Consider the following 13,111-nt stretch of genomic DNA (forward strand, 5'->3'; position numbering starts at 1 on the left):
AAAATGGCGTAACGTAATGCTGTTCGGGGTGTACTGCTTTTACAGACCTGTCAGGTTTTAATGACCTGACAAGTGTAAGTTGTATTACATTTCCCTTAGTAGGCATAGGTTGTTGCTAAAAGAATAGTCCAAAAAACCATGCAATAATCTGGTAGACTAAAACTATTAAGCCTATTATTATGCCAATAATCCATAACACAACTTTTGCTATAAATGAGATTATAAATGTTAAACCCGTAAAATTCAGCAGTAAGAAAATGCTGGTTATTAAGCTGGCATATATGAGATTGGTTAAGAAGCCCAGAGCAAAGCGCATGGGAGCATTGGGCTTATAACCAAATAAGTTTATAGACTTATCATCTGTTTTGCGAGTAAAAACCAATATAAAGAAAGAGGTTACTAAGGTCATTGCCCATGGATGAATATCGTGCAAAAAATTGGTTGGGTTATTTACAAAATCAAACCAATTAAAAACATAGTTGATATCTTTATAATACACATAGCTTAAAAGGCCAAAAATAAGGAAGGCCATTCGATAGGCTAAACTATTACCAAATCGATAGGCAGCTTCAATTTTATCTTCGACTTTAAACAAAGAGTTACTGACTTTATCAGCCTGGCGGGGATCATTTATGTCTTCACATTTCTTCAGTAGTTTTCTGGCCTTACGGTAGCTTTTTTTATGAATGGCTGATTGTGCATCAGAATATATTGTTTTTTGAAATTCCGTAATAGGGCTTTTGCCTTGAATAATCTCATAATTGCTACCATGAAACAATATTTGATAGATATGGCCATTAAAAGAATATTCGAGCACCCAGGTGTTAATTTTGATAATATTTAATTCCTGAAAAAGAATTTTTTCATAGCTATCTCTGTCATTTTTCGACCTTTCAATAACAGCTTCAATACATCCATCTAACAAAGTGCCTTGTGGAGCATCATTGGTCGACAATGAATTCTTTGTAGTGTTAAATAAATTAATGCGAGGCAAATTGTTCTTGTTGGAAATAAACTCAGGAAAGAGCTTACTTACAGTGGAGTCGACTAAATAGTTTTGATTTGTTTTTGATCGGAAGTTCTGTTTAATCTGAATGTACTCCATTAACTGTTTGGCTCCCAAACAAGTTGGGCATGTCTCACGTCCTTTACCACCACATGCCGAGCAGGTAATATAACCTTCGCCACTACATTTTCTGCAGCTAACCTTGCCTCTGCCACTGCAATTATAGCATGTGTCGTAGCCTCTGCCACCGCAACTGGTACAGGATTTTGTTTCTTTGTTGCGACCGGCTCCTCCACAATAGCTGCAATGTCCTCCAAGCGAATAACTGCCTGATTCACGGTCTGCTTTGTCTCTTCCCGTTCCACCACACTGATAGCAGTATTTATCTTCAGTAATAGTTCCACTGCCTCTGCAGCTATAACACTCTTTTTTGCCATCACCATTGCATGTAGTACATGTCGTTTGGCCTGTTCCGCCACAGTTGGAACATTTCCATGTTCCGGCACCACCACAGCTTTGGCATGCTATATATCCTTTGGCACCACATCTGGAGCAATCTTTAATAAATTGTGAGCCATTTTTTTCATAATTGTAATTGATATTAGTAAAGTTAGTCACCGACTTCAGAGCTTCGTCCCACACATTCACTTGCGAAATGTCGTAAATGGTTCGTTCGGGCAGGGAGCCTCCTGTATAAGGTGTTTCGTTATATCGTTTGTCTCTTTTCTCAAGCTGTGTTTCAACAGAAACGGTATAGCATGGCATTTTATTTACAGACCGAACCTTAATATTATCTCCTAGATTTTTAAAGGGATGATGAGGTATGTTATTGGCCCAATCATTTACCTTAGTTTTTAATCTTATGACAAATTCCTTATCCGATGATACATCTAATCGAGTATAGATGTCTGTACTCATTTTATTAGCAATATTAGATTCCATCGATAAATACTTTTTTAAATTTTACTATGATATAAATTAAATAGAAAGGAGCTAACACTATCCATAAAACAGTTAGAAAACGCACTCTGTTAGACAAAGTGCTGGATAAGGCAGAGGTAATGACTTTAGTTTTTTTATCCTTGTATTCTTCAAGTTGTGTCAACCGCTCTTTTTCTGTTACGAAGAACGTGACTGTTTTTTTAACTTCAGATATTTTAAAAGCTTTAAATACCTCCAAGGTAGTTGATAATCGTTGTGTTACATCTTGATGAATGGAGTCGTTTCCGGTTTTGATGTTACGTGGAGTAAAATAACTTTTTTCTTGTGCCGTGCCAGAACTGATAACTGCAAATAGCAAAAGAAACCAGGCTAATAGTTTTAGGTTCATAAATGTTCTTGCTTTAGGTTGTCAGACTATTGTCTGTAGTTTAGTTTGTTATGTAAATATTCTTCAATTTCATGTTTTAAAGAACCATAAGGTATTAATGCCATGATGGGGTTGCACTAATTCTGAAGCGTCTGGGGGAGAACACCTTCTATTTCCGATTAGTGCTTACTAAAATAGCTTTTTTGCTTTAGCTTCTGCCATTATGTTGATAGAAATACTTTTTTTATTGGTTAATACAACCAAAAAGTGGATAGACTATGCTGAGTGGTTAAAGCTAGTATGTGGGTAAGTTTATTCGTATAAGCCTATTGTAGCCGGTTTTTCATTACATGAATCTGATGGTGAATCGCCTGTTGTTTTCAAGCTTTTTTCTGGTTTCGTAAGTTGTTGAAAATCAGCTATGGGTGTGGGGTTGAAAAAACATGCTTATGTTTTGACAAAAACGTCAGCATGTTTTTGGTAAAACATCACTACGTTTTTACAAAATCATAGGCACGTTTTTAAGCTGCAGCAGAGAGAAGTGCCAGGTTTCTCTTCTTTTTTATAGTAAATGGCCGGCCCAAACAATAAGGATGCCTTTTGTCGCTGGCGTAATAGAAACAAAATATCTGGTGCCACATAGGTTATCACTTACAGGTTTATTATTAATCTCAATCCTTCGACTTAATATGCACATCGCGTTGCGGGAATGGAATTTCAATACCAGCTTCGTTCAAGGCATTGTACACCTGCTGAGTAATGGCACTGTGTATCTCCAGCCCGTTTCTTACCTTCGATATCCAGTAGAGCATGCGGAAATCCAGTGAACTATCGCCCATGTTGATAAACAAAACGGATGGCTCAGGAACTGTGAGGATATCATCATGCTTGGCAATTTGTTCTTCCAGAATGGTTTTTACCTGCTCAACATCAGAGCCGTAGGCTACGCCAACCAGCACTTCGTAGCGCCTGATTTGATCGGAGTGTGTCCAGTTGATGACTTCATTAGAAATCAACTGTCCGTTGGGCACTATCACTTCGGCACCATCAAAAGTGCGCACCACGCTTGAGCGGATACCAATGGATCGTACTCGCCCGCGCAATTCGCCTACTTCAATCACATCATCAATTTTAATGGGGCGTTCAAACAATAAGATAAGGCCGGAAACCAGGTTGTTAAAAATGTTTTGAAGGCCAAAACCAATACCCACACCAAAGGCTCCAATTAACACGGCAAAGTTCTCCATGGGAAAACCGGCAACCGAAAAGGCTAGTGATACACCAATGGTTATCAGCGCATATTTGGCTAATAGCGCAATGGTATGTGGCAGACCTTTGCTCAGTTTGGTATGACTGAATACATCTTCTTCCAGAATGACCTTAATGACATTGGATACAAAAACCGATAGAGATAAGATGATGATTAAAGTGATGATGCGACCGATGGAAAAACTCATTTCGCCAATTTTAAACTGGTAGGTGATGCTGTTGATGATGGCATTCACCACTGGTTCGTCAAAATTAATACTGGCTAATATGATGTAAATTACCAGTAACGGGGTGACGATGGTTATAAACTGTATTAACCGGTTTTTAATACTATCACCATAATGTTGAATCACCTTCAGGCGCTTTGTTTTTTCATAGTTGAATACAAGTTCGATTATACCAATAACGATGAGCATGGATACATATAGCAAGCAAATGCTAAATGCATTGATCAGAACCAGGTTGACAACCAGTTCGCCCAAAACAAAATAACCAAGTATGCCAAGCAGAATCACCAATGAGATAAGACCAACGGCCAATAGCATCAGCTTATTTAGGGCTGAACTTAGTACTTTGCTTTTAAAGTGAATAGTCTTTACAAAGGCCTTGATTTTAAACATGACAAATAGCTCAAGCAAGATGGCAATAAGTAAATAAAGCCTGTAAGCCATGTGGTTGGGAGGGAAGAGGTTGATGACTGATTGTACCAGAATGAGAGAAAACAGGATGACGATGCTAAAGAAAAGTTTTTTATCTATCAGGCGGTATAGCAATATGGTTAATGGGATGCATATAATGATGCGAATAGCATCTTTAAATAACAGCGGCTGATTGGGGAAAAGCAATGCTGAAAACCATATAACCAATACAAAAGCGGTGCTAAGGTAGGCGGTTAGTATGCGTTTAAACTGTTGCATGTAAAAGCCGTCCGATTCTAAATTACCTTTTCGGATGATGTTTTTGTGAGCCTGCCTGAAGATAAACATGCCGAACACCAGTATGATGATAAACAGAAAAGCATTGCCTTCTTTGTCTTTCAGGTAGTTACCCATCAGCTTAAGTTCGATCGACAGATTTTTTTTAAGTATAGTTATGGCAGAGGCATATTGTCTGGCATTAAATATCTGAGCAAAAGAAATGTTACTGCGGGCAAAAATATTGTGTCGTTCCTGATTGACCTTATTTTCAATACGCTCAAGTATGTTTGTGATGTCTACGGTTTTTGAAATATTCCTATTTTGTATAGCTAATAAAACACTGCGTTGTTGGTGCAGTTGTTTCAAAAGAGAATCGTTTTTAACTATAACTTGTTCGATATTCGCACTTACGATACTGTCTTGCTCATCGCTGGGTATAGACAAAGCAATATTCGACCATTCATTACCTATTGCCTGAGCTTTTAATGCCAGGTCTTCATTGTCTTCTAATTGCTCTGTAATATCATTTTTTATGGATTCCACTTGCTGAAGTCGTTGGTTCCATAACGAGCGTTTATTAACAAGGTGCCGTTTGTTAAACATGATGAGTTCAACACCTTTTTCGTGGTGTGTTAAACTATCAATAAGGTTAAGGGTCGTTGTATCGTTACTTATTATTTTTTTCAAATGCTCAGAGTTGAGCATGTTCCGTTGCAATTGGTTTAATTGCTTGATGGCTTCGGCGCTTCTTGCAGGTATCTCAATAACATCAACTATGGTCTTAACAGCAGTGCTGTCTGTTGTTTCCTGACATTGTGCATTAAAAAGATGAATGTAACTGCAAAATAAGAGGATAAGAGCAAGTTTGTTGATCATCGTTTGGTTTGGTTTTAGTTCTAAGCCTAAAAATAGTAGAAGATCTGCAATTTTTGAACTAATAACCTGAGTTCGATTAAAATTAAACCGCTCAGATTTTATTAAATAACTGATATACAATGTATTTTTTTGAAGCATAGTGAACTATGATGATAAAATTTAAAGAAGTAGATTAGTTGTTTAATAAAAAGTTTGATTTACCGCTTGTAAACAACTGTTTTCTACGTCACATTTGCTAGAAATAGCCCGCTGTTCCTTCGCAATTGTTCCTTGAAACCAATTATTTACAAACGGTCTGAGCAATTAATTTTATGTCGAACTCAGGTTAGTAGATGCGATTAAATTGTTTTCGAATCATTAACCATTCTTTTTCGTTGAGTATTTCCAAAAGCTCAAAGAAAGTAGTTTTGAAATTGGAGTTATAGTCTTTTCGGATAGCAATGGCCTGTTGCATTTTGGCTTTCAATACTTGTTCATCAATTGTATAATTTAACCAGTAATGGGTTAAATCCTCTTGTAGCTCGTCATAATCATCCAGATATTGATTGGTAATTGTTTCAAAATGATTCACAATCTCCAACGTTTTGGGGTTGATTCCTTTATTGGCAATCAATCGCTCCACTCTGGAACTAAACCGGGCAATTGATTTATTTAGTTTATGGCGGGTTTTGTGTTTTTGTTTCAGGTATTTTTCGAGGTTTTTACTGGCTTTCACCATGGCTTCATCCCATTGTTGCTCGCTAAAGTGTTGTATAATTATTTGCCTTCTGACAATGCTCAAACTGTCGAGTCGTTCAAAGCCCGATATAGTCTGGCTATAGAATTCATCAAAGTGTTCGGATTCAATGTCTTTCTCCTGCCTTTGTTGATGAAAGGTTTTGATACGTTTCTTTTGAGCTTTGTAAAATAGCTTTGTGTCGGCCTGATGTTCGTGCAGGGTTGTTACTACAATAGTTTTGGCTTCTTTATCGAAGTTTTTTTTACTGTATTTTTCAATCGATGGAATCAGGTATTCATCAGCACCGCCGCCGAAGAGAAGTTTTATTAATAATGCGATTAGCATAATGTTAAAATCTATTGATTAATAAAAAACAATAAGTTACAACTAAAACATTTAAACAGCCAATGTTCGTTTCAACTTAACGGATAGAAGTTATATAATACCTTTTTTGATGAGCGTTGTTGATTATTAATTAAATAGCTTGATTTTAAATTATAATTGCCATAGGTCATCAGTTTGATTTATCAGCTTGATACCTGTACTAACAAACATTTCTTTTATATCGATGTTTGTAAAGGTAAGGACCATCATATACTGATAACGCTATGAAAATATTTAGTTATAATATCAAAAATTTCAGGCAGATTGAATACATGAAATTGTTACCGGAAGAGGTGAAGCAGGAAATTGAAGTTGTATCCAAGGTACTGCCCTTTAAGGCTAATAATTATGTAGTTGATTACCTGATTGACTGGAAGAATTACGAAACCGATCCATGTTATATTCTTACTTTTCCTAATAAGCATATGCTTCGAGAGGCTGATTATGAAAAAGTTAAATGGGCTGTTGAAAAAGGCCTGCCACCACATGAAGTAACTAAAATAGCCAATGAGATTCGTTTGAGTTTGAATCCTCATCCAGCACAGCAACAGTCTAATATACCAACATTGAATGGGGAACCGTTGCCCGGGGTGCAGCATAAGTATCGCGATATTGCTTTATTCTTCCCAACACAGGGGCAAACCTGCCATGCCAACTGTACTTTTTGTTTTCGCTGGCCACAATTTGTGAAGGATCTGGATTTGCAGTTTTCGATGAAGGAGATTGACCAGGTATGTGAATACTTCAGGCAACACGAGCATTTGCACGAACTATTGTTTACCGGTGGCGACCCCATGATTATGAGCCCGCGAACGATTAGTAAATACATCGAAACCATCTTTAAGGCAGATTTGAAGAATTTGAAAACCATACGTTTTGGAACCAAATCATTAACATGGTGGCCGTTTGTTTTCTTGCCTCAATACAACGAGGAGGCACAGGAGATGCTGGATTTGTTTAAGCGCATTACTGATAAAGGTATTCACTTGTCCATTATGGCGCATTTTAATCATTACCAGGAAATGTCGAACAGTGCCGTTGCAGAGGCCATTGCCAATATAAGGGCAACAGGTGCTGAAATCCGAACACAATCACCATTACTTAATCACATTAATGCATCTGCCGAAGTGTGGGCCACTATGTGGGATCAGCAGGTGAATATGGGCATGATCCCTTACTACATGTTTATAGAAAGAGAGACAGGGCCTTATGCCTATTTTCAAGTGCCGTTGGCGAAAGCCTATGAGATTTATACCGACGCTATTAGAGTAACATCGAGCCTGGCAAAAACAGTGACGGCTCCATCCATGTCGGCAGCCAAAGGCAAGGCGCAGGTTATGGGCATTATCGAAAACCCGCTAAACGGCGAGAAATATTTTCAGATTCAATACATCCGCCACAGGGATTATCAGCAGACCTATAAACCGTTTTTAATGCACTACGATGACAAAGCGACCTGGATTGATCAGCTTAAACCGGTGGAGATGCAAATTCATCATTCTGATTTATAGTCCATAGTTTGATAAAGAAGAGAGGGAAGAAGTCCGTTAATAGACTTCTTCCTGGTATTGTTTATTGGCTTTTAATTGTTCCAGGTAGGCTAATGATTGTGTATCATCAATTGCCTTTTGTTTACTTAAAATGTCAATTAAACTTTGCCGAACAGAAACGGCCAGTTTGTCTTTGCTACCACAAACGTAAATAATAGCACCTTGCTCAAGCCAGCTAATAATATCTTTGGCTTGCTGTTCAATCACATGATTGACATATACTTTGTTCTTTTGGTCTCTCGAAAAAGCGGTACTCAATTTGTTAAGCACACCACTTTGCTGATAGCTTTGTAATTCCTCTTCATAAAGGAAATCGGTTTGACGATGACGCTCACCAAATATCAACCAGTTTTTTCCCTTGGCTTTTTTGGCTGCTCTTTCTTGCAGAAAACCACGGAAAGGAGCAATGCCGGTTCCAGCGCTAATCATAATTACAGGCTTATCATCTTCATCCGGCAATCTGAATTTATTAATCGTTTCAAGGGTGACTGGCACCATATCGCCAACATCGAGGCGGTTCCAAAGAAAAGACGAACAAACACCATTGCGCATTCGCTGTTTGTTTTTGTTCTCAATAATCTTAACCGTTATATCGGCCTGTTCGCCCACATGTTCCCTGCTGGAAGCAATGGAATAGAGGCGTTGACCAAGTTTACGCAGGATACTTAGAAACTGTTCAACATTAAGCTCTCCCGGAAAGTCACTCACTAAATCAATTATGTCGTGTTCTTCAGTATATGCTTCCAGTTTCTTATTGTCTTCAATTAGTTTGTTAAGCTCCATATTATCAACTATGGCAGCATAATTACGAACAACTAAAGGCGTTATTAATGTCAGCTCATAATCGTGGATTAAAACATCCTTCAGTAAGCGTGTTCTTTCTTTATCTTTTACCGGATAGGCTTTGTCAAAGTTGAGTGTTTTTAATAGCTCATCTACCAAACTACGCGAATTTGTTCCATAAACACCAATGGCATCTCCCGGCAGATAATTAATGCCTGAATTTTTGAGCGACAGGCTAACATGCAACACTTTCTTACTACTATCCTCAGCCGTTAGCATCTCTTTATGTAATAATTCAGCTTTATAAGCAGAATTGGAATGGTCATCGAGTTTCAAATCAAAAACAAATCCTTCTTTCACCGTTTTATTAGCCACAGTCAGGTGCTTTTCAAATGCTTTAATGACATCTAATACCCAGTTTTTTGCTGTCTCTTCAAAATCAATGTCACATTTGACTAGTGGTAACTGGCGTTTGCCTCCAAGCGTTTCAAAACGTCGATCAATATCCTCACCAGTCTGGCAGAAATAACGATAACTGCTATCGCCAAGCCCAAGCACGGCATAATTGGCTGTAATATGCAAGTTTGTGTGCTTGTGAATGTATTCATGGAAATCTTCGGCTTGCACAGGCGGTTCACCTTCGCCATGTGTGCTGACGATTACAAGCAGGTTTTCTATTTGAGATAGTTCTGTAAAATCCATGTCTTGCATATCTCTTAATATGGAGGTGTATCCAAGACTCTGAGCATACTCATGTGCCAATGTGGCTACGGCTTTTGAGTTACCCGTGCGACTACCGTAAAGAATGTATAAACTGTTTTCAAATGTATCCATTGCAGATGTGGTTTAATCATTCAAGGAACTACATCCGAAAAAGTTCAGTCAAATAGTATTTTGTAGTTGAGAAGATGAAAAATCACTATTTATAAATGTTGTTTCACGCAAAGTAACGCCAGGCACGCAAAGATGAAAAGTGTGCTTCTTCAAAACTTTGCGGCCATTGCATTTTTTATTCATTGTGTGCTTAGCAAGAACTTATTTTTATGGCAATGGCATTCCCTCTATCCAGGGGCCATCGTTTTCTAACAGTAATTGCATTATTTGTTTAAACTCTACTTCTGTTATTTGTTGAATGTCAGTTTTAATAGTCGTTATTTCTTTCTGCGCAATAGCCAGATTCTGGCGTTGAGTAGCAGTTGGGCCATAAGTGTTATTCGCAATGTTAAAAGCAGCAACCTGCAAGCGACTGTTGACAGTTGGTTTTGTTTTTTCACCTACCAGGTTCTTGTTTCTATCACCATTAAGTGCCTCATCGATGTCAAAAAGTTGCTGTTTTAACTCGTGTAAACGTGTTTCCAGCTCACCGGGTTCCAGCTTCGAATGTTGTGCCGATTGTCGCAAGGCTTCCAATTGTTTAAAGGCTGTTTTAAGGGTTTTGTTAATGGCTGAAAGCTCCTGCTGGCTTGCCTGTAGCTCTTTTATGTATTCATTAATTGCCGTCTCAGGCTGTGCTTCCAGATGTCCTTTATTCAATGCTTGAACACTGACATTCACTGGCGCTGATAAATCCCTGACAGAACCATTCGACTCAAGGGATAAGCTGGCTGTGTAATCGCCCGATGGAACGAGGTAACCACTGGTATTGCCACTTGCTTGTCCGGGTTTAATAGTTGCCGGAGAAGCGTAGCGTAAATCCCAGGCTAACCTATGAAATCCTTTGCCTGTGGGAGCTCTCAGACGGCGAATAAAACGGCCATTTTCGTCGCTAATGCTGAGCCAGAGTTTGGTGGTGTCTTCACGCGCTTCAGCTGCCAGGTGCTCCCAGCCTGGAAATGATACTGTATCACCTTCTTTAAGAGTTTTCTGCTCTGCTTTTTGTCGCTGTTGACTCATTAAGGGGTAATCTTCTTTGAGGTAATATGTAAAAACGGCTCCAAATTCAGGATTGGGAGCTGTGTAGAAACCTGCTCCCTGGGAGCCTTTACCTTGCATGGTCATGTCAGGACGAGGAATGTACTTTAAAGCAGTTCGGGTGGGGAAGAGGGTGGCTTCTTCATTCAGCTGTTCTTCTGTCACATGGCGTAAGGCTGTGTAATCATCCAATACATAAAAGCCGCGACCAAAGGAAGCTCCCACTAAATCATTCTCTCTTCGCTGAATAGCAATATCACGGAAGGAGATGGTTGGCACATTACCTTTTAGCTGTACCCAATTTTCACCACCATCGATGGTAAAATACAGTCCGAATTCTGTTCCAAGGAAGCACAGTGCTGGTTTGACATGGTCTTGTACAAAACGCCAGACAAGTGTCTGTTCAGGCAGGTTACCAGTCATTGATTTCCACGATTTTCCCTTGTCAGTACTTTTATACAAATAGGGTTTGAAATCGCCATACTTATGGTTGTCAAGTGCTACATACACCGTATTAACATCAAATAAATCGGCTTTAATATCATTGACAAAAGCAGTGGCCGGCACTCCCGGCAGTTTGTTTATGAGTATGGTTCGCCAGTTGTCTCCACCATCTTCGGTGATGCTAATCTGACCATCGTCTGTTCCAGCATAAATCAAGCCTTCCTGCAAAGGCGATTCAGCCAGTGATGTGATGGTGTTATAAGTTGACATGGCATATAAATCCCAGGCATTGTCCCAGCTTTGTGTATTACCCATAATAGACAGGCTCAGTCGTTCTTCGTTTTTAGTCAAATCACCTGAAATGGGTGTCCAGCTGTCGCCCCGGTCGTCGGAACGCCAAACACGCTGTGAAGCAAAATACAGTCGGCTTGGTTGGTGTGGGCTAACCAATATAGGAGCATCCCAGTTGTAACGTTCAAATGGTTCACCTTCTAACGGTTGAGGTTGGATATGTACAATTTCGCCTGTCGTTTTATCGACTCGCACCAGGTTACCTTCTTGCCATTCGCAATAGACAATATTGGGGTTGCCTGGTTCAGTAGCAGGCTGGTGTCCATCGGCAAAAAGGGTGATGTACCAATCGGCATTGGTGATACCATTGGCTTTATCGGTGCGCGATGGTCCGCCTTGTGTATTGTTATCCTGTGTGCCACCATAAATATTGTAGAATGGCTCAGCATCATCAACCGCCACTTTATAAAACTGTGTGATTGGCAGGTTAGAAACATAGCGCCAGTTTTTCGTATTGTCAAAGCTTTCGTATAATCCGCCATCGGTACCTACCAGCAAGTAGTTGGGGTCATTCTTTTTGAAAGCAATAGCATGGTTGTCAGAGTGCTTGTGCTGTTCCGCCATGGGCTTAAAGGTTTGGCCTCCATCACTTGAAACCTGCATGCGCACATCAACCAGGTAAAGCTTATCGAACTGATGTGGACAGGCATATAATTCCTGGTAATAATGTGGACCTGTGGCTCCCGATACGGCATCCGACATTTTAACCCATGATGCGCCTCTGTTGCTGGAGCGATAAACACCACCCTTACGATGGTTCAATTCAATAGCGGCATAAATAATGTCTGGCTGTTGTGGCGATATGGCCAAGCCAATTTTTGCCATGTTACCATCGGGCAGCCCTTTCGATAGTTTTTGCCAAGTTTCGCCACCATCATCAGAACGATAAATGGCTGTGCCGGGGCCACCTCCCAGATAAGCTGCCACATTACGGTGCCGCTGCCACGTTGCCGCATAAAGTCGGTTAGGATTTCGTGGGTCAATCAGTATGTCTGTTGCGCCAAGCCATTCGGTGTCACCAAGTGTCTGTTGCCAGGTTTGACCACCATCACTTGATTTGTAGATGCCACGTTCGCCGCCTTTGTTCCATAACGGGCCTTGCACTGCTACCCAAATAATATCTGAATTATCAGGGTGAACAATGATTTTGGATATGTGCTGTGATGTTTTTAACCCCATGTTGGTCCAGGAAGCACCATCATCTTCACTTTTGTAAATACCATCGCCAAAACCAACATGGCGACCACCAACATTCTCACCGGTTCCCAACCATATTACATGGTGGTTATTGGGGTCGAGGGTGATACATCCGGTTGAATAGACCTTATGATTGTCGAAGATAGGTTGCCAGGTTGTACCTGCATTCACGGTTTTCCAAACGCCACCCGAGCCAACAGCTATATACCAGGTATTCTCTTGTTCGGGATGAATGGCAATATCTGCAATACGTCCCGACATCAGCGCCGGACCAATACTGCGCAATTTCAAGCCTGTAAACGTGGTGTCGTTTAGTAATGATTGTGCTGTTAAGGCAAATGAGAAAGTTAACAGCAATAAAGAAAGGACGAGTCCTTTTTCTTTCGTTCTTTTCAT

The 13,111-nt window shown here is 39.8% G+C and carries 7 protein-coding genes; 1 reads left to right on the forward strand and 6 read right to left on the reverse strand.

Annotated features, from left to right (window positions below; genetic code table 11):
• Window positions 1-115 precede the first annotated feature (115 nt).
• The 4 genes from J1N10_RS13665 to J1N10_RS13680 all read right to left on the reverse strand — a co-directional run bounded on the left by J1N10_RS13665 (window position 116) and on the right by J1N10_RS13680 (window position 6,440).
• Window positions 116-1,948 carry a hypothetical protein gene (locus J1N10_RS13665; protein WP_262327282.1) on the reverse strand — a complete coding sequence of 611 codons (1,833 nt, stop codon included), beginning with the start codon at window positions 1,946-1,948 and terminating at the stop codon, window positions 116-118.
• On the reverse strand, window positions 1,938-2,336 hold the full coding sequence (locus J1N10_RS13670) for a hypothetical protein (protein WP_262327283.1): 399 nt from the start codon (window positions 2,334-2,336) through the stop codon (window positions 1,938-1,940). The genes J1N10_RS13665 and J1N10_RS13670 overlap by 11 nt, the downstream gene beginning before the upstream one ends.
• A 650-nt stretch (window positions 2,337-2,986) precedes the next feature.
• Window positions 2,987-5,377, reverse strand: coding sequence for a mechanosensitive ion channel family protein (locus tag J1N10_RS13675; protein ID WP_262327284.1), 2,391 nt, complete (start codon window positions 5,375-5,377; stop codon window positions 2,987-2,989).
• Window positions 5,378-5,702: 325 nt separating this feature from the next.
• Complete coding sequence (locus tag J1N10_RS13680; RefSeq protein WP_262327285.1) at window positions 5,703-6,440, reverse strand: hypothetical protein; 738 nt, start codon at window positions 6,438-6,440, stop codon at window positions 5,703-5,705.
• 263 nt (window positions 6,441-6,703) lie between these two features.
• Here J1N10_RS13680 and J1N10_RS13685 point away from each other — a divergent pair, with 263 nt between their 5' ends.
• Entirely contained in the window at window positions 6,704-7,990 is a 1,287-nt protein-coding gene (locus J1N10_RS13685; protein WP_262327286.1) for a KamA family radical SAM protein, read from the forward strand.
• A 36-nt stretch (window positions 7,991-8,026) separates the two neighbouring features.
• On the opposite strand, the gene J1N10_RS13690 is transcribed toward J1N10_RS13685, so the two are convergent.
• Window positions 8,027-9,646: a diflavin oxidoreductase gene (locus J1N10_RS13690; RefSeq protein ID WP_262327287.1), complete on the reverse strand. Its 1,620-nt coding sequence runs from the start codon at window positions 9,644-9,646 to the stop codon at window positions 8,027-8,029.
• 207 nt (window positions 9,647-9,853) lie between these two features.
• Window positions 9,854-13,111 (reverse strand): VPS10 domain-containing protein, encoded by a 3,258-nt coding sequence (locus J1N10_RS13695; protein ID WP_262327288.1) that lies wholly within the window; start codon window positions 13,109-13,111, stop codon window positions 9,854-9,856.

The organism is Carboxylicivirga litoralis (assembly GCF_025499605.1).
In the GTDB taxonomy this organism is placed as follows: Bacteria; Bacteroidota; Bacteroidia; order Bacteroidales; family Marinilabiliaceae; genus Carboxylicivirga; species Carboxylicivirga litoralis.